The following is a 20,531-nucleotide window of genomic DNA, read 5'->3' as shown; positions in this document are numbered from 1 at the left end:
GAATTTACCGCCCAGTGAGGCTTGCATGCGCGTTGATGAAGTGCCACAAGATCAGTCCAGTACCTACGCCGGACATAAAAAGCTGCTGTATGCCAAGGACGAATCCGGCGCTTACACCGGTGTGCAGTCTTCCGGCTGGGAAGCCGAGGCCAATGCAACGCTGGATGCTGTGGCTCAATACCAGGCCTGGGCCGATCAGGCGCGTGCGCAAGTTGAGGCCGGAGAAAAATCTCCCTTGTATTTTCACATGTACGATTGCCGAATCGACCCGCCGCTGCTTTGTCAGCTCACCGGGTTCTGGCGGTGGCGGGTCAATCGCCATTTCAGACCGGCAGTCTTTGCCGGTTTGAGTGACCGCGTGCTGTCGCGTTATGCGCGGGCCATGGATAAATCGATCAGTGAACTGAAAACCCTGCCGGAACCACGCCCATGACATTTCAGCACACCCAGTCAGCTCACTGTGAAAGTGGCGCTATCTCTGCCTTGCTTACCCATCATGGTTTGCCGATCTCCGAGCCGATGGCTTTTGGCCTGTCCAATGCGCTGGCATTTGCCTACATACCGATCGTGAAGCTGGCCGGTCAACCGCTGATTGCCTATCGCCTGCCGCCGCGCTTTATCATCAAGAATCTGTGCAAGCGCCTGGGCGTGCAGGTTGGCTTCCACACATTCAAGGATCCGCTGCGTGCGGCCAATGCGCTGGACGATTTGCTGGCAGCCAACACGCCGGTAGGCTTGCAGACGTCCGTGTACTACCTGCCGTACTTTCCCGAGGAAATGCGTTTTCATTTCAATGCGCATAATTTGCTGGTGTATGGCAAACAGGATAAAAATTACCTGGTCAGCGACCCGATCTTTGAAGAACCTGTGCAGATCGCGCCGCGTGATCTGAACAAGGCGCGTTTTGTGCGCGGTCCGCTGGCACCCAAAGGCTTGATGTACACCATTGAATCGGTGCCGCAGCAGCTGGACTATCCGCGTTTGATTCATGACGCCATCCGCAAGAACGTCAAGGTCATGACCGGCGCGCCCTTGCCAATAATCGGTGTGCGCGGCATCCGGTACCTGGCGGGCAAGATCGAGCGGCTCAAAGGTACTGATCAGGAGCAGCGACTGTTTCTGGGCCACATTGTGCGCATGCAGGAAGAGATCGGTACCGGTGGCGCCGGCTTCAGGTTTATCTATGCCTCGTTCCTGCAGGAAGCGGCCAATATACTGGGTGATCAGGCGCTGGCCGATGCCTCGGAAAACATGACTGCAGTGGGTGATGGTTGGCGCGAGTTTGCTTTGCTGGTGGCCAAGCAGTGCAAGCGCGATCAGCCGATCAATCGTCAGGTGCTGGCCGACAAGCTGCGAGCGTGTGCGGAACAGGAAAATGCTGCCTGGCAGGGGCTCAAAGGCTGGGTTCAGGCGACTGCAAAACGCTGACCATCACTGCGCAGTAGCTACCACCGCTTTTTTTGCTCAGGTGAATCGCTGACCGCCCCCCGCCAGCCAATGCACTCAGTGCCGCGCCGGAAAAGACACCGTGCGGCAATGCCCGGCCACCAAAGGCTTGCCACTCTCTGTCGGCCAACAGCTCGCATTCGTCTGCATCCGGTCTGAAGCTCAGTTGCAGCGGCAGCCCGGGGTGTTGGGCCAGCCACTGACTCAGTTGCCCGGTGCCGCGCAGATAGCAGGGTAGTTCCAGCTCGCCGTGTGGCTGGTTGGGGCTGTGATTGTCGTCCTGCCGTTCCAGCAATAACCAATGACTGCCTTCATAGAGGCTGGCAGTATCGGCTGGCGCCTGCAGTCGTTCCAGGTGCTGCGCAATGGGCATCGCCACCTCATCGAAACCGCCCACCAGTGCCGTGCTGATGCGGCCGGCCAGCAGGTCCATGCCAGCATGCAGCAGGGCCGCTTCAAAAGACAGTTCCTCGTCTGAAACCAGCAAGGCATTGCCATTGAGCTGCAGTAGCCGGGTCAGGTAATAGCCGGCAGAGTTGCCCAGGGTGTTCACGAAATGCAGTGGCTTGGGCAGTTCGCCCTGCCGTTGGATATGCCGCATGGCGGCGCTTGAAGTACTCACTGCGCCAGCGCTTGAGCTCAGATACACGCCGGTGTCGGCAGGCAACTGACGACCAGCCACACAATTCAGCCCGCCGGCCACGCACAGTTGAATATAACGATCGATACGGCGGATACGCTCGGGGTGCCAGCGTTTGATCAATGCCTGAATGTCAGGCAATTGCTGCTCGGTTGCATCGATGCTGTGCAGCAAACTGTAGTGGCTGCTGATTACGATGCGCATGGAGGTGCCTCGCTGCCCGAATAATGGATCACCAGGGCGTTATTGTTCCCGCCGAAGGCAAACGAGTTGAGCAGGTAATAGCCGCTGTCGGCCGGGATGGTTTCTCCCAACAGGCTGATGCCGAGCGATTCATCACACTGGATATTCCGGTTTCCAGGCAACACCCCGCGGGACATGCAGCCCAGCGTCAGTGCCAGCTCCAGAGCACCGCAGGCCCCCAGTGTGTGCCCGCAAAAGGGTTTCAGGGCAAACAGGGGCGGCGGTGTGTCACCCAGCACCTGCCGGATAGCGGCAGATTCGGCTTCGTCATTTTTCAGGGAAGCGGTTGCATGGGCTTTGATGCCTTTTATTTGCGCGCTTTCAATGCCGCTGTCCTGCAATGCCAGCCGGATGACCATGGCCAGCTCTGAACCGTCAATATTGGCAGCAGTCAGGCTGTGATTGTCGGTGGCGATGGCGCCACCGGCCAGGCGAGGCGTGTTTGTGGCTGCGTATTGCGGATGGCTGAGTAGTACACAGCCGATAGCTTCGCCGAGCAGCAAGCCGTCCCGGCCACTTTGAAAGGGGCGCATGCTGGCCGTCGGGCTGAGCAGCCCCAACCCGGCAAAGCCCAGGATGCTGGTGAGGTTTCTCCACTCCAGACCTATGACCAGCGCATGGTCAACCAGTCCTGCACTGATCAGGCGTTGGCCATAGAGCAGGGCGTTGGCACTGGAGGTACAGGCAGTGCTGTAGGTAAAACGGTATTCACTCAGCGCCAGTTCACTGGCCAGGCGCTCGGCCAGCTTGCCGTAACCGACAATCGGCATGGGTACTGCTGCATCGCCACGTTCCTGCAGGTCGGCCTGATAGCGCTGTTCGGAGACTTGCACGTCAAATGAAGACGAGCCGAGCAGTATCGCCGTGCGCTGCCTGGCCGCTGCATCCAGTCCGGCTTTGGCCAGAACGCCGGCGGCAATCTGATTGAGGCAGCGGTACAGGTCTGGCTCGTTATCCGCGTCATTGTCACCGGCTGCAGGGATGCCAAAGTAGGGCAGGGTCAGGGGTTCGTTGAGATCGTCAAACTGGCGCTGGCCGACGGCCACACCGCCAGCCAGCAACTGATCGACACAGGCATCGACGCCGCGACCCAGCGCACAATGCGCGTCATAGGCTGAGAGGCAGACTTGCATCAGTTGCGGCGATCAACAATGGTTTGCGCCAGGGTATTGATTGACCTCAGCGCCTTGCGTGCCTCCGAAGAGCCCTCGATGCGCACACCGTACTGGGCTTTTATCGCCATGCAGATTTGCAGCACATCGAGTGAATCCAGGTCCAGATCGCCACCCAGCAGAGCCTGATCATCGCTGATGTCTTCCGGACTCAGTTCATCCTTGTCACATTCCTCAATGACCAATACTTTCAGTGCGTGTTTCAGCTCGGCATCTGACTCAGCCATGATGATTGTTCCTTTTCAGCAGAAATGCTGCCAGCGTCCCGATCAGGAGGCCAAACAGAAATAAACGAAAACAGGTGTGTGCTATATCGCCCGGAGCGCCTTGTCTGACCAGCACCTCGAGAAAACCTTCGAGGGCCCAGTTCATCGGTGACAGCGCGGCAATGGTTTGCATAGCCGGCGGCATGATAAAGGTTGGAATCATAATACCGCTGATGGCAGCGAGCAAAATGTTCAGGCCACCACTGAACACCGTAGCCTGTTCCACGGTACGGGCGGCGGTGGCGACCAGGCTGGCCATGCACAGGGCGGCAAAGCTGGTGGCCAGCCCCATCAGCAACAGGGCGGGCAGGTTGACCTGCAGGGACAGGCCGCGCGCGCCCAGCAGAGGCAGCAGCCATGCGCCCAGGGCCAGCATAAGCATCAATTGCAGCACATTGACGATGCCATAGGGCAGCAGCTTGGCCAGATAGATGCTGGTCAATGAAGCGCCGAGCGTTTGCAGGCGCATCAGTGTGCGTTCACTGCGCTCCTGAATGACCGTGGTTGAGAGCGGAATGGCAATAATGAACATGGCAAAGATGAGCCAGCCGGAAACGTTCTGCTGCACGGCATTCGGGCTGTCGGCAGACGTGCCGGGCAGGTCGCTGATAAAACCTTCCCGCAGCAATTCTTCGCGGGCATAGTCATCATCGTAGCCCAGTTCGTAGGCAATCAGGTGCGTGTAATACCTGGCAAATGCCTGTTGCACGGCGGCGCGGATCAGCTCGCGCTCGCGGGCGCCCATCTCGGCGGCAAAACCAAGGCTCAAGCCGCTGGCGCCAGGGGTGTCCAGGCTGGTGGCAAAATCATCGTGTACCCGCAGAACAAAACTACGCCCGCTGAGCCTGAGTGGCGCGGACAGCGTCGCGGATTCCAGGTCGAACAAGCCGGAAGTGCGCAGGGTTGCCAGAAAATCATCGCTGGCTGCAGAGGACGTGTCAGGGCTGACGAGGTAGCCTTTGAGTTGCAGTTGCTGGCCATCGCCAAAACTGTCGGCCAATGCCAGTGACATGATGATCACAAAAGCACTGGGCATCAAAAACAACAACAGCAGCGCATGCCAGTCACGCAGCAGCAGCCGCAGTTCCTTGCGCAGTGCGGCGATAAAGGCAGTCATGAAGCAGCGCTTGCAGGGTGGGTATCACTGGTCAGCGCCAGATAAATATCTTCCAGCGCCTGGGTGCCGTAGCGAATATGCGTGTAATGCAGGCCTGCCTGTTCAAGCGTGCTGAGCAAGCCAGCCACGGTCGTGCCTGCGGGGAGTTCAAAGCGCCACCAGTGGTCGGCTTGCTGACAGGCGTTGAAGCGCGAGACCAGTTCGGCAGAAGGTGTTTGTGTCGGTTTCAGGGATACGGACTGCTGCGCATCCCTGAGCAGTTCATCCATGCTGCCGTGCAGCACCAGTCTGCCCCCGTGCAAGAGGGCAACCTGGTTGCACAGGTTTTCCACCTCACCCAGTAGGTGTGAGGTGTAGATAATGCCGACGCCCTCCTGGTGCAGCTCGCGGACAATGTCCAATAACAGCTTGCGGGTTTGCGGGTCCACGTTGGCCGTCGGTTCGTCCAGAATCAGCAACTGCGGATGGGTCAATATGGCGATGGCAAAATTCAGTCGGCGTTTGAGCCCGCCCGAATACCGGGCTGCACGTTGGTGTTGTGTGTCAGTCAGCGCACATTGCGCCAGTACTCTGTCGACCGCCTGTTTGGCCGTGTTGCCCTTCAAGCCTTGCACACCGGCAAAAAAGGTCAGATTTTCCCGCCCGCTCAGACGTGGATAAAAAGCATATTCCTGAGGCACCAGCGCAATACGACGGTCACCCAGCGCTACCTGTTTGCCATTGAGCGTGATGCTGCCGTGACCAGGCTTCAGCAGGCCGGTAATCAGTGACACCAGCGTAGTCTTGCCCGCGCCGTTGGGACCGAGCAGCCCCAGCATGTCGCCGTCGGCAAGCCGCAGGCTTATGTCAGCCAGCAGGGCAGGCTGTTGACGGTAGCCAAATGTCAGCTGATCAATGTCCAGCAACGTCATCGCACTCGCTGTCAAAAAGCTGTAATTATACCTGCTTTGACTGTCAATGCCGATAGTGGGCGGGTGACCAAACCCCGGTGTGGATGTTGTGCAATCTGGGTTGTGGGCACAGGTTTTTCGCCCCGTGTTGTCGTGTAAATGATGAAAAAGTGTGACGGGCTGCGCAGTTTGAACGTTGAGTTTGCTCAGCGTGTGGCTCCATGAGAATTGGGTATTTATACTCCCCCGCAATGTCCATCATTGCGAGTCAAACATGAGCCGATTGCCTGGTCCCCAAGGTATCTCCGATCCGTGGTGCAACGATCCTGGTGCCTCGGCCCCCTTGTCATTCTTCCACGCCCCTGCACCCGCAGGCCTGCAGCAACCGTCGCGTGCCCTGGACGAGCTGACACCGATCGCCCAGTGGATGGCTCAGGAAATGCTGCGTAACGCCAGTGGCGAAGACGCTCAGAAGATTTCTATCCTCAACCGCAACAGCAATTGGACTTATGATACCTGTGCGGGAGAAATGCGCGACTGGCCACTGTGGAAGAAAATTAACGGGCGACAATATATATGCCTAAGCGGCGCAGCAAGGACCAAGGTTCCAGCCTATATTGCCTGGGCAATGCTGGTTCGTCAGGACGGCCCCTGGGACCACAAGCCGATCATCGCCCGTCGCTTCACTCCCGCCGTGGATCCCGGGGTGCCGCAGCACTTTCATCGCTACCATGATCGCGTGTATTTCTATGACGTCTGGTCCAATATTCACTATGGCTACGTTGGCCGCGCCTGCGGTTTCAGCGAATCCGAGCTGCTGGATGGCGCCGGGTTGGAGCAGATCCCTTCGGACATGCTGAACCGCAGGGTCCCTTGGCCTAATGATGGCTGGTTTAGCGGTATGCGCACACTCGATCACCCAGAAGACCGAGTATCGGTTGAAATGGGGATAGAGCTCTACAATCTTCCGTCTGAGTGCGTCAATGCTTCGCAACTTGTGTCTAGAATAGTAGCGCGTAGAGATGATCTGATCACAAGGCCTTATCCACAGTGATCCGCATAAAGATACTCTGGCTGACTTGTGTCCTAGCGCTCTCAGCGTGTGGCGTTCGCGAACCCCATGTAGATGTTAGATATCGATACCTCGGCGAGGCGGGTGACCCGGTCGTGGAGTTGCGGTTGACTGCAGGCAAGGACCGCTATCGGATGCCCCGGCTTGAACCGGGACGGTCTGGGCGCGCAAGGCTTATTCCCGGTGTTGCTGTGGTAATCCCTGAGGAGCGTAATCTCCATATGTTCTACTACTTCGAAGGGCAGCCTAGGGATAAGCCGCTAAGTTGGTTTGGCCCTCACGTGCCTCTGAATGTAAGTTATCGGATCGCGATCAACATTCATCCGGACGGGCGCGTCGAATCCAGCTACTGCATAAAGCCATGTTCGCTGTCGGACTGAGGGCCTGCAGACAATTATCAAGAGGATTGGTATTGGTACATGGAGCGTTTATCAATTGGGTCTGAACACGGGGTTTTCTCGTCCAACCGTTGCACTATTGAGTTTGGTTGGAGCAGGCTCGCCTGATTTCTCATTGATGCAGTGGATGTCGAGGGTAGTGCTGCGAAAGGACGATTTGATCACTGATGAGTTCCCGCATTGAGCCGGGCAGCGGTGCTTTTGCTAGCGTGTGCGCTTGCGCTCTCAGCTTGTGGCGTTCGCGAACCCCATATAGATGTTCGTTACCGTCACCTTGGCGAGGCAGGAACGCCTACTGTTGTGTATCTGTATATGACTGCTGGCACAGACCCTTACAGGAAGTACGGGCTTAAACCTGGCCAGTCCGGGCGGGTCAGGCTATATCCCAGTGCTGCCGTGGTGGACACTGACCAGCGGCGTCTTCGAATGCGCTACTTTATTGATGGCAAGCCCAGGGACGAGTTTCTGGGGTGGACAGGCCCTGAGCTGCCCAATGACGTGAGCTATAGGGCTTTTATCGGCATACATCCGGACGGCCATGTGGAAACCAGCTACTGCATAAAGCCATGCTCGTTGCCTGACTGAGGAGCTGCGCGAGGGGGCGAATTCTGTTCGGAAAGCGGTCAGGCCGTCGGGGCATATCGCGCCTGGAAAAGCTATGGGCCATCCAATCCGGCAGGAAACCTTCCTGCCGGCAAAATCTCCCGAGAACGGATGCAGTAAATGGGCGCTTTGTGCGTTGCCGCGCAGACAGCTGTTGGCATGTGCGCGAGACTTTCCATTGCTAACCAGTGGAAGTCGAGTGATCTCCACTCATGTCCTGTCACAGTAATGGAGAATTTTATGAGTAAATCGTCCAATAGCGATCACGCAACCACAGATCGTCTTTCCGAGCTGGCGCATGAGTCGGTGGATCAGTTCGCCAAGAGTGCGGGAAAGGCCGAGGAACGCTTTCGCCACGAAGCCGCGGGGGCGAAAGATCGGGTCAGGGATGCCGGAGAGAAAGTCAAGGAGCGCTCCGATAGTGTAAGCACTCTGGTGCGTGAGAATCCCCTGGCAGCCGTTGGCCTGGCATTTGCCGCAGGTGCTCTGGTGTGTTGGTTCAGGCGCCGGTCATAACCTTTATTGACCACGACAATGAGCAAGGCCCGGATAACCGCTATCCGGGCCTTTCTTGTTCAGCGTGGGATGCAAACCGGTCAGCGGATATAGTAGGACTCGACTTTGGCATTCCAGTCTGGATCAGCCATGTTCGGCCATTCATCCTTGTCGAAGCCGGGGGCATTTTTCAACTGGTCCTGGTCGATATCGAGCAGGAAGCGCTTGTTTTGCTTGTCCAGTTTCAGGGCCTTCCATGGAATGGCATACAGGTGATCACCCATACCCAGGAAACCACCGGATGACAGAACGGCGTAACGGATCTTGCCTTCAGTCAAATCGAGCATGATGTTCTGTATCTTGCCGAGTTTATCGTTCTGCATATTGCAGACCTCGTCACCGGTAATGCTCTCGGCACTGAGCAAGTTCACCGTGGCCCGAACGCCATCGCCGGGGTAACCATGTCGGGTAGGCGTGATTGGGTTGTTCATTTTTTCTCCTTGTTGGCGTCATTCGTGATATCGCCAACCTTTCCCTGAACCTTGCCGCCAATTTTCTCGGCTTTACCCTCGTACTCGGTACTTTTGTCACCGGTGACTTTGCCGACAATTTCTTTGATTTTGCCTTTGACTTCGTTTGCTTTGCCTTTGATTTGGTTCTTGTTCATGGGTTGCTCATCCGGATGATTGTTGAAGCCGAGGCCTGCCTCACGTCATGCACAGATGCATGCAAAAGCAGGATGAGGCTCCCACGTTAATAGCAGCACAAGGTCTGGTCGGTGCGGTGGCTAACGTAGGCGAAGCATTTTTTTCGGGTTGCCGGCAGGCCTTGTGACTCTGCCGCGCTGCGGAGCTGAAACGAATATCAGATCATTGATCGCCGCCAGTTGGCTTGTGTGCAGCGCAGGATATTTGGTTTGGGTGCGCTTACGAACAGACAGCGATGGGGCAGACCTTGATGATGCGGGGGTGCGTCTGCAATGGCTGACGGCCTTGTTATTCGCTGCGAGTCGGTAGGTGTCAGACAGGTAAGGGCGCCCTCCGAACAGGCATTCTGAACCACACAAGCAAGGAACTTCTCATGATCAGACTAAACACTGCGGCAATCACCCTCTGTGTTCTTGGTGCATTTCCCTTGGCAGCATCCGCCCAATCCAGCAATTTCGGCCCCGAAAAGGGCGACCGGGAGTTCTCGATTTCCGGAACCGGCAACAGTGACCGCAATATGGATAGTGGCAGCTTCGGCGTGACGGGTGATCTCGGCTGGTATATGCAGGATCACATGGTTGCCGGTTTCCGCCAAAGCATCAACTACGCCAGCATTGAAGGTGAAAGCATCAAGGATGATTTCTGGAACGGCTCGACCCGTGGCTATTTCAACTATCAATTCATGACCGAGCGTGCCCGTCCGTTTATCGGTGCCAGCCTTGGCGGGATCTATGGTGATGGCGTCAAGGACAGTGCCTTTGCGGGTCTGGAAGCAGGCGTAAAGTATTACGTGCGTGATAAGACGTATCTGCTCACCCGCGTTGAATACCAGTTTCTCTTCAGCAGCACCAGTGAGGCCTCTGACTCCTTCCAGGACGACGGTGTCTGGGCCTACACGGTCGGCCTGGGTTACAACTTCTGAAACCAGCCCGTACGGACCGACTACCACAGGTTCTGACATCTGCTGCGCCCGGTCCCTGATCCTTTAAGCCAGGGCGTTGATCATGCGGCGGCCGATCCGGCCGCCGCATTTGTATCAGTTCTGTGGAGAACATGCATGAGCATCAAGAAGGCATCTGCCAAATCGCGGCAGGCGAAGAGCAAGGGCAGTAAGTCCGTTACATCTGAGCAAGGTGTCGACAGCGTACTCAGATCCAACGATATAGTCGCGATGCAAGGCAGAGCCAGTGATGAGCTGGTCGGCAAGATCCCTTATAACAGCCTGAAAAAGCGTGAGCACGGTCATGCTAATGCCGTGGTGCCACCGCCCGGAGTTACGGCACAACCTGACTCCAGTGCCTTGACCGCGAGCACCTTGACGGAAAGTGCCATGACTGCAAAAACAGGTGGTGCTGCACGGCTTGGCAGCAACGCGACGGTCGAGTCGCTTGACCGGGTCAGGGTCGATGCCAGTGAACAACCGCTGACCACCAATCAAGGTGTACCTGTCAGCGATAACCAGAACAGCCTGAAGGCCGGGCTGCGCGGACCCTCGTTGCTGGAAGATTTCATTCTGCGCGAAAAGGTCACGCACTTTGATCACGAGCGCATCCCGGAGCGGGTTGTTCATGCCCGTGGTTCCGCCGCGCACGGTTACTTTGAGGCCTATGGTGCGCTGAGAAAATACACGCGCGCTGCGCCGTTCGCCGAGAAGGGCAAGATAACCCCGGTATTCGCACGCTTTTCTACCGTGGCCGGCGAGCGCGGCTCGAAAGATACCGCCCGCGATGCCCGTGGGTTCGCGGTGAAGCTATATACCGATGAAGGCAACTGGGATCTGGTCGGCAACAATATACCGGTATTCTTCATTCAGGATGCCATGAAGTTTCCCGACCTGGTTCATGCCATCAAGCCCGAGCCGCATCACGGTATGCCGCAAGCGGGCTCCGCACATGACACCTTCTGGGACTTTGTCTCTTTGATGCCGGAATCCACGCATATGTTGATGTGGGTGATGTCGGATCGCGGCATACCGCGCAGCTACCGGATGATGCAAGGCTTCGGCGTGCATACCTTTCGCCTGGTCAATGAGCAGGGGGAATCGGTATTCTGCAAATTCCACTGGAAACCGCTGCTGGGCACCCATTCACTGGTCTGGGACGAGGCAGTCAAAATCGCGGGCGCCGATCCTGACTTTCATCGACGGGATTTGTGGGAAGCGATCGAGTCCGGCGAATTTCCGGAATGGGAACTGGGGCTGCAGATCTTCACCGAGGAAGAAGCTGAAAGTTTCAGTTTCGATGTGCTTGATTCAACCAAGCTGATACCAGAAGAAATGGTGCCATTGACGCCCGTCGGACGTATGGTGCTGAATCGCAATCCGGATAATTTCTTTGCCGAGACCGAGCAGGTCGCCTTCTGCACGGCGCACATCATACCGGGCATCGACTTCTCCAATGATCCGTTACTTGCCGGTCGTATCCATTCCTATGTGGATACCCAGATTACCCGGCTCGGTGGCGCCAATTTCCATGAATTGCCAATCAATACGCCACTGGCACCGGTACAGAACAATCAACGCGATGGTATACACCGCCAGTCCCTGAACCGTGGCCGTGTTGCCTATGAACCGAATTCTCTGGCGGGTGGCTGCCCCTTCCAGGCCGGGACAGCCGGTTTTGTCTCCTTCCCTGAAAATAACACCGAAGACAAGGTTCGCGGCAAGCCGGCGAAGTTTGCCGAGCACTATGCGCAAGCTACCCTGTTTTTCAACAGTCAGACGGCGGTGGAAAAAGCGCATATTGCTGCTGCCTTTCGCTTTGAGCTGAGCAAGGTCGAGGTCCCCGCCATACGTGAGCGCATGCTGTCTTCGCTGGTGAACGTATCCACAGAGCTGGCAGCCGAGGTCGCGGCGGGTCTGGGCATGCAGGTGCCGGCGGCAATGCCAAAAGCCATAGCCGATGCAGAGCCAGCCGAGATCAGTGTTTCGCCAGCCTTGTCGCTGACAGCCTTGCCAGGTGAGCGAGGAATACGTACGCGACAAATTGCCGTATTGGTTGAGGATGGGGTGCATCATGCCGCACTTGCCGATTTACATCTGGCATTGACCAATGCGGGTGCAGTGGTTCACTTCGTAGGACCTCGGGTAGGGCTGTTTACCGGCTCAGGCGAGGAGATAATTGAAGCGAACAAGTCGCTGGAAAATGCTCCGGGGGTGCTGTTCGATGCCCTGGTTTTGCCTGATGGCGCTGAAGCGGTCAAGGCGCTCGGCAGCAATATAGATACCCTGGACTGCATCAAGGATCAGTTCAGGCACGGGAAAACAATTCTGGCATTGGGTGCAGGGCAGGCGTTGCTGGAGATGGCCGGCATTGCAGCAGCCAGGGACAAGGTTCCGGGGATTTTGCTGGCAACGGGTACTGATATGATCGAGATCGCGCCGGTATTTATCGAGGCCATTGCTGCGCATCGACACCCATCACGCGAGTGCGACCAGCCGGGTAAATAAATCTGCGCTTCGGGTGTTCAGAATGGATGCCAGCCACGCATGGGTCAAATGATAATCACCATAATGATTCCTCCAATGATTTTGACGCACCTGGCGCCAGCAAATAAAGCATACCGCCGACAGTTTGCGACCACTGTGCGTTAGCGCACTCTGCAATAAGCGTTGCCAGGCGCGGCTGCTGATACCTCCTGTTTATGTGGGCTAGAGTACCGACCGGGCGGCGTGTTGCTGGCTACCATATGACACAGCCCGGTCATCGGCGGGGCTGACCAGGCAAGTCCAATCTGGCGTCGCGCCCGTTGGCATGCTGACTGACAGCATTCAGGAGGACACAATGAACAAGAAACTCTATATGGAGACGCAACTGCATGAGTTGCTGTATCAGGGCCTGAAAACGGAGCTTGGAGGCCTGAAAATCTATGCGGCAGCACTGTCACATGCCCAGGATGAGTCTCTTGGATACTCATGGCAGAACTATCTTGAGCAGACGCGGAGCCAGGAGCAGGTTTTGCTCAAGGTCTTCGCCGAACTGGGCTTGAATCCGGACAGATTGACGACGCGGGGATGACTGGAAGCTGGCCTGAGAGAGCCTCGCCGGACTTCAATTCCGTGCTGTATAAGCCTCTGCAGAGCTCAGATCATCACGGCTCTTTCTTCCTCGGCAACAGAACCGGGAAGTTGACTGAATCGCCATAAGACGCGGGATTCAGGATGAGATTCGAGGTTACGCTGTGGGTGTTGCCCTGTCGGTTCGCTGTCGCACCAAGGCCGGTGCAAAGCCGGGATCTGCCGGGGTTGGCAGGGGCTGGTGTGTGTGGTGAAACGGGTAGGCCTGTCAGGCAATGGTCAGAGGCTGCCTAGCCTGGCACGTTGTTGCGCAGATCCTGCTCCAGTTCCTTGGTGTCGGTGATGTCGAGCATGGTGATGACGACCCCGTCGATCATATTGTCCAGTCGGCAGTAGGGCATGATCCTTACGGTAAACCAGCGGCCGTCAGTGGTAGTGACCTGCTTTTCGGAAAAGGCCAGAGTACTCAGAGTATTCAGGGCATCGTCGATCAGATCTGGATATTCCAGACTGGTGGTGAGATCACTGAGTGGCCGGCCAATGTCGCCCTCGCGGATGCTGATGATCTTTGATGCCCGGTCAGTGAAGCGCCGCAGATTCAGGTTCTGATCAAGGAACAGGATGGCGATCTCGATGCTGTTGAGCAGGTTCTTCATGTCGCTCTGGGCGAGGGCCAGATCGTCCAGCTTGGTCTGCATTTCCGCGTTGATGGTTTGCAGTTCTTCATTCATCGACTGCATTTCCTCTTTCGAGGTGGTCAGCTCTTCATTGGTTGATTGCAGTTCTTCATTGGTTGATTGCAACTCTTCATTGGCTGACTGCAGCTCCTCCCGGGACACACGATTTTCTTCCCGCAGGGACAGGATTTCTTCCTGACACTGCTGCAGTTCTGCGGCATGGGCTTCCCGGGTCATTGTTGCCGAGCTGCCTTTTTCCCGCGAGTCGCTGGCATTGGCCTGCGCCAGAGTGATGTCACGGAAAACGATCATTGTCATGCCGCGCAGAGCGGTTGGCTCACGCAATGCCTGAACGGTCACATCAACGCTCTGTATGCCACCCCCTGGCAGTTGCACCTGCAGGCCTGACAGTTGCACCGGCTCGTTCTGTCGTGTGCTCTGGCGCAGAGCATTGCCGATGGCGGCGCGCAGCCCTTCACGCGCCATGGCATGAAGGTTCCAGTTGGCCTTGCCGGCAGCCGGTTCCAGGTATTTCCCGGTACGCCCGCTGATGTAGATGATATCCCCCTCATCGTTGACCACCACCGCGGCGGGCGCGTAGACCTGCAACAGGACCTGGTCGGCTGCCGTCTGCAGGTTGTCGGAGGGTTGCTGGGGTGGCTTGCTGGTGGACACGTCAGGCTCCTTGGTGATCCGGGACAGGGGAGGGAAAGACTTTACCGGTAATCGATTGCCGCTGTTCGGTACATTGTCCTGACGCTGGTACAGGCGCAATGTCGCTTGCTTTGGGCTAAACAGTTGCGTGTAGCGCCCGACTGTCTCCGAATTGCCGAGCAACAATACCCCCTCGGAACGCAGGCTGTAGTGAAACAGGGGAATCAGCCGGCGTTGCAGGCTCTGGTCGAAATAGATCAGCAGGTTGCGACAGGAGATCAGGTCGAGTCGGGTAAAGGGCGGGTCAAGCACTACATCCTGTTGGGCGAACAGCACCATGTCACGTATTGCGCTGTTGATCTTGTAGCCGTTGTTATGCCGGCTGAAAAAACGCGTCAGACGTCCTGGCGAGACACTGTCGCTGATGCCCGCCGGGTATTCGCCACGGCGGGCCGTGGCAATGGCATCCGGACTCAGATCAGAGGCAAAAATCTGCAGGCTGAAGTGGTGTGCGGATGACAGCTCTTCCACGACCTCGGTAAAAACCATGGCCAGGGAGTAGGCCTCTTCACCGGTTGAACAACCCACCACCCAGGCACGCAGGTGCGGATCGCAGCCTGGCCGCGCCAATAGATCCGGGAGGGTCGTTTCCGCCAGTTGTTGCCAGACTTTGCTGTCGCGGAAAAAACGGGTCACCCCGATGAGCACTTCCTTGAACAGCAGATCGAGTTCCTGGGGATTATGCTGCAGGAAGTCGGCATAGAGTGACAGGCTGGCGATATCGTGAATCACCATGCGACGTTCCATACGGCGGTTCAGGGTACTTGGCTTGTACAGTGAAAAATCGTGTTGCGTGCGTTCCTGCAGCAAGCGGAGGATGCGCTGCATGGGGGGGGATTCCGGTTCAGGTTCCCCCGCGTCGGCATCATTCATGTCAGGTGCCTGACTCAGGCAGGCGAAAATGCGGGCCGGCAATTCGTCGGGTGGCGCAATGATATCCGCACAGCCGGCCTCGATGGCGCTACAGGGCATGGCGTCAGATTGCGCCGTATCGGGCTGTTGCACGGCGGTGAGGCCGCCCACGGCCTTGATCGCCTGCAGGCCCAGAGTGCCGTCCGATCCCATGCCGGAGAGGATCACGCCGATGGCTTGTTCGCCCTGATGGCTGGCCAGGGAAGAAAACAAGACGTTGATCGGCAGTCGCAAACCACGCGGCTCCGAGGGCTTGGCGAGGTTGAGCATGCCGGCAACCACACTGAGTTCGGTATTGGGTGCAATGACGTAGACACAGTCAGCCTCAATCGGCATGCCCTGGGTCGCTTCGCGTACCGGCATGCTGGTAACCCGCTGGAGTATTTCAGTGAGCATGGCTTTATGGTTGGGGTCGAGATGTTGCACGACTACATAGGCCATGTGGCTATGCGGCGGGATCTGAGCGAGAAATGCTTCCAGCGGTGCAAGGCCGCCGGCCGAGGCGCCAATGCCTACAATACGGGCACTGGCAGGAGGGGTAGCCGGAGCATCCAGGTTGGTCAGGGCTGCCATGGTGATGAGCGGTTAATGGGGTTGCTCCAGTTGGATGGATTCACAACAGGCTAACAGAATCTGCCTGTGTCCTGGGCGGGTAGAGGCCAGACAATGCAGACGCCGGGACCCCTCAAGGCCTCTGCTGGTTTCTGCCAGGCAGCTATCTCTGGTGCCACTCAGGCCAACCTGCTGCAGCAAGTCCAATAGCTGTGGCCGACTTTTTGCGCGCAAAAAACTGTCGATAGTACGACCAGCCAGCTCCTCATGGGCAACGTCGAGGAGTTCGGCGGCGACGCTGCTGGCCTGAATAATCCTGCCTTCCAGGTCGATGAGAAAATAGCCAAAGGGGGCAGCTTCGAAAAGGTCCTGATAGAGCTGCACTTCATCGACAAGCCCCTGTTCATTGGCGGCCAGTTCTTCGTTCTGCAAGTCGAGTTCGACCTGATGTACCTGGAGTTCATGCAGCAGCTTGAGAGCGTCTTCCGCGCTTTCGGGGGCGCTGGACAACCGATGCAGCAGGCTCAGGGCGTCAACGCCGACTGACCAGTCACCGGTTGCTAGCGTAGTTCCTGTCTGCAACTGGGTTTCAGCCTTGTGGCGCAGTTGTCGATAGACATTGGATTGCTCAAGGGGGGTGGTCATTCCTGACTCCGGACTTGCTATCGGGATAGTGCTGTGATGGTAGCTTATCGCGATGGGTTAAGTAGCAATATCTCATGCAACGATTCAGCACAGCACAGGTATGACGTTGTTGAGAGCGGTGATGAGCACTCGCCCGGCAAGAGCAGAGTACTCCGGCAGCACCTGCCGGAGAAGCAGAATCACCTCCGGATTATGCCGGATAGTTGCGCGTTGTTCCGTGCGCCAAGTCACATATATGACTGAGCCTGGAAAACCACACCGCCATCGGTACGCGCGTACACCTCGAGTTACAGAGCACTCCGCAGCATCGGGCTGTACTCGGTCTCCAGAATTTCGTCGGTGCGTATCTTGAATGCTGTCAGTGTGTTGGCACCGAACGCAGTGCTGATGGCGACATCAGTGGCATCCCGGCCGCGAGCAACCAGAATACGCCCGATACGCGGCATATTGTTGCGTGGATCAAAGATGTACCACCTGCCATCGAGATAGGCTTCGAACCAGGCTGCAAAATCCATTTCGCCATGCGGCGGCGGAATACCCATATCGCCCAGATAACCGGTGCAGTAGCGCGCTGGAATATTCATGCAGCGGCAGAAGGCGATGGCCAGGTGAGCAAAGTCGCGGCATACCCCTTGCCTTTCCTGCCACACCTCCCAGGCGGTTCTGGTCACGCGCGCATGCCCATAGCCAAATTCAATATGCTGGTAAACGTAATCACATATGGCCTGAACGCGTGACCAACCGGTGATACTAGGGTCATTGTCGAACAATTGCCATGCTATCCCGGACAGCAGATCGGTTTCGCAGTATCGGCTGCCACTCAGAAACTGCAGGGCTTCATTGGGCAATTGCTCAACAGCTGTCTGGCGTGCCTGCGGATTCACCGTATCAGGTAGCCCGCTGTCATGCAGACAGGTATCGTTCGTGATCCGCAGCTTGCCGCCGGGCGCAATGATGCGTGCGCGCTGGTTGCCGTGATGGTCAAAAAAAGCCTCGACCGGGATGGGCGGGTCGGTGACCACGCGATCCGGGGTAATCAGATCGGCGATCCGGGTTGAATGCACATTCAGCGTCAGGATCATCGGCGTCGGTTTGGGGCAATGGAATTCCAGTTCATAGCCAATACGTATTTTCATATTGTGAGACCTGTGCTGAAGTTGGGTAATCTGAGGTGTCATGAGATATAGCCCCTGAGTACAGTTGCCAAAGTGGTGGTAATGGTTTTTTGCAGCGCGGCCCAGTGTTGGGCAGGGGCCAGATTTTTCTGGTTGAGTTCCAGCTCGATGCCCAGGTAGGCCTCGGGCGGAAAGTCTTTCCTCAACGCCGTGGTGAGCCCGTCGTTACGCCCCTGATAGGGGAAGTTGCGCCGCACTGCAAGGCAGGGAGCCGAGGCCTTGATCGCGGCTTGCCAGCTTGCGCAGAGGGTTCTTTCACCGGATCGGGCCGGATCATAGAGCAGGCCGATGTCGGCGTGGCGTACCACGCCATTGAGAGTGTGGGTAAAACTGTGGCAGGAGAGGTGAACAACCTTGCCCCGTTGCGCAATCTGCTGTTTGATCAGTCGTTCGGCTTCCTTCCGGTAAGGCAGGTAATAGTGCTCGATGATGTCTTGCCGAATGCCGGCCGGCAGTTGACGAACGCTGTCCATATGCAGGTGTCGGTGCCCGAGGGAGCGATTCAGGTCTACCAGCAAGCGGCTTGTCACGGCGCTCAGCAGTGGTGCGCCGAAGTGTATGCCCATGGCCTTGGCCATGACCTGGGCGCCTGGATCAAAACCGCGATGACTGGCCAGTATGGCGCGGCAATTGACGAACAGATTCCGGTAAGCTGCAGGCACCTGGTTGCTTGCATGTTCGCAGGTGATCACCAGCGCGATCTCCGCATTCTGCTTGTCTGGCTCGAGGAGTCTGTAGGCTGTGTTCGACACCGTTACCACTCCAGGTCCGTCAGCTCACTGAGAACCTCGCAGATGCCGGCGTTCCATTCTTTGCTCAGGGCGCTGAAATAGCTGTCACCCGGGTCGAAGCGCCGGCGCATGCTGACGGCAAGGCTGTCACCCTGGTAGCAAATCAGGTCTATCGGCATGCCGACGGACAGATTGCTGCGCATGGTCGAGTCAAAGGAGACGAGGATGCATTTGGTGGCGTCATTGAGCGTACTCGAGCGGGTGATCGCCCAGTCAATGATGGGCTTGCCATATTTGGTTTCACCGATCTGAAAGTAGGGTGTCTGGTCTCCGGCCTCGATGAAATTGCCTTCGCTGTAGATGCGAAAGAGGCGCGGTGGCTCCCCCCTGATCTGGCCGCCAAGGATAAACGAGCCGTTGAAATCAACAGCCTTGGTGGTTGTTTGCAGGTTGTCGCGCTGATTGACCAGGCGCATGGCATCCGACACCAGCAGGGCAGCATCGAACATGGACTCGGCGTTGCCCAGGCTGGGGCAGTCTGGTCTGACCTCGTTTTGCCTGAGGGTGCTGATGACAGCCTGGGTGCTTGCCAGGTTTCCCGAACTGAGCAGCACGATAACCCGCTGGTCGGCCTGCTCGAACAGGCTCAGCTTGGTGAAACTGGCAACATTGTCGATGCCGGCATGGGTACGGGAATCCGAAGCGAAGATCAGACCGCTTTCCAGCATTACGCCGACACAATAGGTCATGGCATCCACCGCGAGGATCGAAAGTGCGTCTGGTTGAATTCAGTCTGCAAGGAAGAATCTCCTGGATAGATCGGACAGCGTTGGAACCCTGCTGGGAAGGCCGGCACCGTCCCCACTGCCAACGAATCTCCTGGGCCAGCTGCGGTGATGCTTGCACCGCCAGTATGCGTGCCGCCCGGGCGCTTATCTGTGCGTTGAACCACACAGGTGAGTAGCCCATTCGGCAGGCGCTCAACCGGATGCTCTTTGCCGCTATGTGGTGTAGCGAACATAGCCCGCTGTGGTTATCTGCTATCGTGCTGTAACCAGCTGGTGCGATTGTTCTGCAGGTCAGGCAATGAGCCCGGTTGATGTGTTGCCTCGAAAGCAGCGTTTTTCGGGGCGATTAGCCGGTGTATGTTGTCTTGTTGTACCCGCGACCAGTCACTCGTCATTACATTCATGGCTTGCTCCCAAAAGGAAATGTCAGCAGATGACCATTGTCGTATCGCCCACGCACAACCATATCCTCAATGCCTTGCCGGCTGATGTACGTCTGCGACTGTTTCCCTATCTTGAACTGACGGCCCTGCCGCTGGGCAAGGTGCTCTATGAACCCGGCGACAAGATGCGGCACCTGTACTTTCCAACCGACAGCATTGTCTCCTTGCTGTACGTGATGGAAAACGGTTCCTCGGCGGAAATATCCGTGGTCGGTAATGAGGGGCTGGTGGGTATTTCTCTGTTTATGGGAGGGGACAGCACCTCCAGTCGTGCTGTGGTCCAAAGCGGTGGTAGCGCTTACCGGCTGCCATCGCAGCGGCTGGTTGAAGAATTCAACCGTCACGGCGATTTGATGTCGCTGGTGCTGCGCTATACGCAGGCACTGATTACCCAGATGGCGCAGACGGCGGTATGCAATCGTCATCACTCGATTGACCAGCAGTTGTGTCGTTGGCTGCTGCTCTCGCTGGATCGTTTGCCGTCGAACCATTTGCAGATGACCCAGGAACTGATCGCCAACATGCTGGGTGTGCGCCGTGAAGGGGTGACTGAAGCAGCGGGGCGACTGCAAAAGCTTGGGGTCATCAAGTATAGTCGTGGCCATATCGAAGTGTTGGACCGCCCCAAGCTTGAGCTGCTGAGCTGCGAGTGCTACGAAGTGGTCAAGCGGGAAACCGATCGCTTGCTGAAGTGCTCCAGCTTGCCGGGACAGGTGCTGCCCAGGAAGGGCAATGCCTGCAACCATATGCACTGACGCTGCTCGCCCGGTTCGTCGGGGCAGGTTGCCAGAGTTGACTGGCCTGGAATCATTCTTCTTCTGTGTGGTTTC

At 57.1% G+C, this 20,531-nt stretch carries 20 protein-coding genes; 8 read left to right on the top strand and 12 right to left on the bottom strand.

The genetic code is table 11. The annotated features are described in order from the left end of the window. Positions 1-25 precede the first annotated feature (25 nt). Both BLU07_RS12640 and BLU07_RS12635 read left to right on the top strand, forming a co-directional pair. Entirely contained in the window at positions 26-433 is a 408-nt protein-coding gene (locus BLU07_RS12640) for a hypothetical protein (RefSeq protein ID WP_092387475.1), read from the top strand. Continuing rightward, positions 430-1,428, top strand: coding sequence for a BtrH N-terminal domain-containing protein (locus tag BLU07_RS12635; protein ID WP_092387473.1), 999 nt, complete (start codon positions 430-432; stop codon positions 1,426-1,428). The genes BLU07_RS12640 and BLU07_RS12635 overlap by 4 nt, the downstream gene beginning before the upstream one ends. Here the strand turns inward: BLU07_RS12635 and BLU07_RS12630 are convergent. From BLU07_RS12630 to BLU07_RS12610, 5 genes are read right to left on the bottom strand one after another with little or no spacing between them, the layout of a single operon-like run. Beyond that, positions 1,394-2,290: a hypothetical protein gene (locus tag BLU07_RS12630; RefSeq protein WP_092387471.1), complete on the bottom strand. Its 897-nt coding sequence runs from the start codon at positions 2,288-2,290 to the stop codon at positions 1,394-1,396. The genes BLU07_RS12635 and BLU07_RS12630 overlap by 35 nt on opposite strands. Continuing rightward, entirely contained in the window at positions 2,278-3,462 is a 1,185-nt protein-coding gene (locus BLU07_RS12625; protein ID WP_092387469.1) for a beta-ketoacyl synthase N-terminal-like domain-containing protein, read from the bottom strand. Before BLU07_RS12625 ends, BLU07_RS12630 begins: the two co-directional genes overlap by 13 nt. Next, positions 3,462-3,728: a phosphopantetheine-binding protein gene (locus BLU07_RS12620; RefSeq protein WP_092387467.1), complete on the bottom strand. Its 267-nt coding sequence runs from the start codon at positions 3,726-3,728 to the stop codon at positions 3,462-3,464. The genes BLU07_RS12625 and BLU07_RS12620 overlap by 1 nt, the downstream gene beginning before the upstream one ends. Continuing rightward, on the bottom strand, positions 3,721-4,884 hold the full coding sequence (locus BLU07_RS12615; RefSeq protein ID WP_092387465.1) for an ABC transporter permease: 1,164 nt from the start codon (positions 4,882-4,884) through the stop codon (positions 3,721-3,723). The genes BLU07_RS12620 and BLU07_RS12615 overlap by 8 nt, the downstream gene beginning before the upstream one ends. Further along, complete coding sequence (locus tag BLU07_RS12610) at positions 4,881-5,795, bottom strand: ABC transporter ATP-binding protein (protein WP_092387462.1); 915 nt, start codon at positions 5,793-5,795, stop codon at positions 4,881-4,883. The genes BLU07_RS12615 and BLU07_RS12610 overlap by 4 nt, the downstream gene beginning before the upstream one ends. A gap of 253 nt (positions 5,796-6,048) precedes the next feature. On the opposite strand from BLU07_RS12610, the gene BLU07_RS12605 reads away from it, so the two are divergent. Both BLU07_RS12605 and BLU07_RS12595 read left to right on the top strand, forming a co-directional pair. Further along, positions 6,049-6,828, top strand: coding sequence for a polymorphic toxin type 44 domain-containing protein (locus tag BLU07_RS12605; protein ID WP_092387460.1), 780 nt, complete (start codon positions 6,049-6,051; stop codon positions 6,826-6,828). A gap of 1,259 nt (positions 6,829-8,087) precedes the next feature. After that, positions 8,088-8,363, top strand: a complete 276-nt coding sequence (locus BLU07_RS12595) for a DUF883 family protein (RefSeq protein ID WP_092389837.1) — start codon at positions 8,088-8,090, stop codon at positions 8,361-8,363. Between the two features lie 80 nt (positions 8,364-8,443). On the opposite strand, the gene BLU07_RS12590 is transcribed toward BLU07_RS12595, so the two are convergent. Together BLU07_RS12590 and BLU07_RS12585 are read right to left on the bottom strand one after the other, a co-directional pair. Beyond that, positions 8,444-8,833 carry a PRC-barrel domain-containing protein gene (locus BLU07_RS12590; RefSeq protein WP_092387456.1) on the bottom strand — a complete coding sequence of 130 codons (390 nt, stop codon included), beginning with the start codon at positions 8,831-8,833 and terminating at the stop codon, positions 8,444-8,446. Beyond that, positions 8,830-9,009, bottom strand: coding sequence for a CsbD family protein (locus tag BLU07_RS12585; RefSeq protein ID WP_092387454.1), 180 nt, complete (start codon positions 9,007-9,009; stop codon positions 8,830-8,832). Before BLU07_RS12585 ends, BLU07_RS12590 begins: the two co-directional genes overlap by 4 nt. 413 nt (positions 9,010-9,422) lie before the next feature. On the opposite strand from BLU07_RS12585, the gene BLU07_RS12580 reads away from it, so the two are divergent. The 3 genes from BLU07_RS12580 (at position 9,423) to BLU07_RS12570 (ending at position 13,065) form a co-directional block, all read left to right on the top strand. Then, entirely contained in the window at positions 9,423-9,971 is a 549-nt protein-coding gene (locus tag BLU07_RS12580) for a porin family protein (RefSeq protein ID WP_092387452.1), read from the top strand. 408 nt (positions 9,972-10,379) lie between these two features. Then, on the top strand, positions 10,380-12,497 hold the full coding sequence (locus BLU07_RS12575; protein WP_197675118.1) for a catalase: 2,118 nt from the start codon (positions 10,380-10,382) through the stop codon (positions 12,495-12,497). A 334-nt stretch (positions 12,498-12,831) separates the two neighbouring features. Next, positions 12,832-13,065, top strand: coding sequence for a hypothetical protein (locus BLU07_RS12570; protein ID WP_092387450.1), 234 nt, complete (start codon positions 12,832-12,834; stop codon positions 13,063-13,065). Between the two features lie 289 nt (positions 13,066-13,354). Here BLU07_RS12570 and BLU07_RS12565 read toward each other — a convergent pair whose 3' ends face one another. The 5 genes from BLU07_RS12565 to BLU07_RS12545 form a co-directional block, all read right to left on the bottom strand. Next, positions 13,355-15,940 (bottom strand): chemotaxis protein CheB, encoded by a 2,586-nt coding sequence (locus BLU07_RS12565; RefSeq protein WP_092387447.1) that lies wholly within the window; start codon positions 15,938-15,940, stop codon positions 13,355-13,357. A gap of 12 nt (positions 15,941-15,952) precedes the next feature. Next, positions 15,953-16,564, bottom strand: a complete 612-nt coding sequence (locus tag BLU07_RS12560; RefSeq protein WP_092387445.1) for a PAS domain-containing protein — start codon at positions 16,562-16,564, stop codon at positions 15,953-15,955. Positions 16,565-16,851: 287 nt separating this feature from the next. Continuing rightward, complete coding sequence (locus BLU07_RS12555; RefSeq protein WP_092387443.1) at positions 16,852-17,700, bottom strand: transglutaminase-like domain-containing protein; 849 nt, start codon at positions 17,698-17,700, stop codon at positions 16,852-16,854. 38 nt (positions 17,701-17,738) lie between these two features. Further along, positions 17,739-18,491, bottom strand: a complete 753-nt coding sequence (locus BLU07_RS12550; RefSeq protein WP_197675007.1) for an N-formylglutamate amidohydrolase — start codon at positions 18,489-18,491, stop codon at positions 17,739-17,741. A gap of 2 nt (positions 18,492-18,493) precedes the next feature. Continuing rightward, positions 18,494-19,219: a peptidase gene (locus BLU07_RS12545; RefSeq protein WP_092387441.1), complete on the bottom strand. Its 726-nt coding sequence runs from the start codon at positions 19,217-19,219 to the stop codon at positions 18,494-18,496. A 472-nt stretch (positions 19,220-19,691) separates the two neighbouring features. Between BLU07_RS12545 and BLU07_RS12540 the strand changes: the two genes are divergently transcribed. Further along, complete coding sequence (locus tag BLU07_RS12540) at positions 19,692-20,456, top strand: Crp/Fnr family transcriptional regulator (protein WP_092387439.1); 765 nt, start codon at positions 19,692-19,694, stop codon at positions 20,454-20,456. The last annotated feature ends 75 nt before the right edge of the window (positions 20,457-20,531 follow it).

The sequence above is a fragment of the Halopseudomonas salegens genome (genome assembly GCF_900105655.1).
GTDB lineage: Bacteria > Pseudomonadota > Gammaproteobacteria > Pseudomonadales > Pseudomonadaceae > Halopseudomonas > Halopseudomonas salegens.
This window is presented reverse-complemented; position numbering and strand designations above follow the sequence as displayed.

Excerpts from the sequence above, each read along its gene's own strand:
- BLU07_RS12555 (WP_092387443.1), bottom strand. The coding sequence starts at position 17,700 with ATGAAAATACGTATTGGCTATGAACTGGAATTCCATTGCCCCAAACCG.
- BLU07_RS12595 (WP_092389837.1), top strand. The coding sequence starts at position 8,088 with ATGAGTAAATCGTCCAATAGCGATCACGCAACCACAGATCGTCTTTCC.
- BLU07_RS12605 (WP_092387460.1), top strand. The coding sequence starts at position 6,049 with ATGAGCCGATTGCCTGGTCCCCAAGGTATCTCCGATCCGTGGTGCAAC.
- BLU07_RS12565 (WP_092387447.1), bottom strand. The coding sequence starts at position 15,940 with ATGGCAGCCCTGACCAACCTGGATGCTCCGGCTACCCCTCCTGCCAGT.
- BLU07_RS12580 (WP_092387452.1), top strand. The coding sequence starts at position 9,423 with ATGATCAGACTAAACACTGCGGCAATCACCCTCTGTGTTCTTGGTGCA.
- BLU07_RS12625 (WP_092387469.1), bottom strand. The coding sequence starts at position 3,462 with ATGCAAGTCTGCCTCTCAGCCTATGACGCGCATTGTGCGCTGGGTCGC.
- BLU07_RS12615 (WP_092387465.1), bottom strand. The coding sequence starts at position 4,884 with ATGACTGCCTTTATCGCCGCACTGCGCAAGGAACTGCGGCTGCTGCTG.
- BLU07_RS12570 (WP_092387450.1), top strand. The coding sequence starts at position 12,832 with ATGAACAAGAAACTCTATATGGAGACGCAACTGCATGAGTTGCTGTAT.
- BLU07_RS12575 (WP_197675118.1), top strand. The coding sequence starts at position 10,380 with ATGACTGCAAAAACAGGTGGTGCTGCACGGCTTGGCAGCAACGCGACG.
- BLU07_RS12540 (WP_092387439.1), top strand. The coding sequence starts at position 19,692 with ATGACCATTGTCGTATCGCCCACGCACAACCATATCCTCAATGCCTTG.
- BLU07_RS12640 (WP_092387475.1), top strand. The coding sequence starts at position 26 with ATGCGCGTTGATGAAGTGCCACAAGATCAGTCCAGTACCTACGCCGGA.
- BLU07_RS12620 (WP_092387467.1), bottom strand. The coding sequence starts at position 3,728 with ATGGCTGAGTCAGATGCCGAGCTGAAACACGCACTGAAAGTATTGGTC.
- BLU07_RS12590 (WP_092387456.1), bottom strand. The coding sequence starts at position 8,833 with ATGAACAACCCAATCACGCCTACCCGACATGGTTACCCCGGCGATGGC.
- BLU07_RS12560 (WP_092387445.1), bottom strand. The coding sequence starts at position 16,564 with ATGACCACCCCCCTTGAGCAATCCAATGTCTATCGACAACTGCGCCAC.
- BLU07_RS12610 (WP_092387462.1), bottom strand. The coding sequence starts at position 5,795 with ATGACGTTGCTGGACATTGATCAGCTGACATTTGGCTACCGTCAACAG.
- BLU07_RS12585 (WP_092387454.1), bottom strand. The coding sequence starts at position 9,009 with ATGAACAAGAACCAAATCAAAGGCAAAGCAAACGAAGTCAAAGGCAAA.
- BLU07_RS12545 (WP_092387441.1), bottom strand. The coding sequence starts at position 19,219 with ATGACCTATTGTGTCGGCGTAATGCTGGAAAGCGGTCTGATCTTCGCT.
- BLU07_RS12630 (WP_092387471.1), bottom strand. The coding sequence starts at position 2,290 with ATGCGCATCGTAATCAGCAGCCACTACAGTTTGCTGCACAGCATCGAT.
- BLU07_RS12635 (WP_092387473.1), top strand. The coding sequence starts at position 430 with ATGACATTTCAGCACACCCAGTCAGCTCACTGTGAAAGTGGCGCTATC.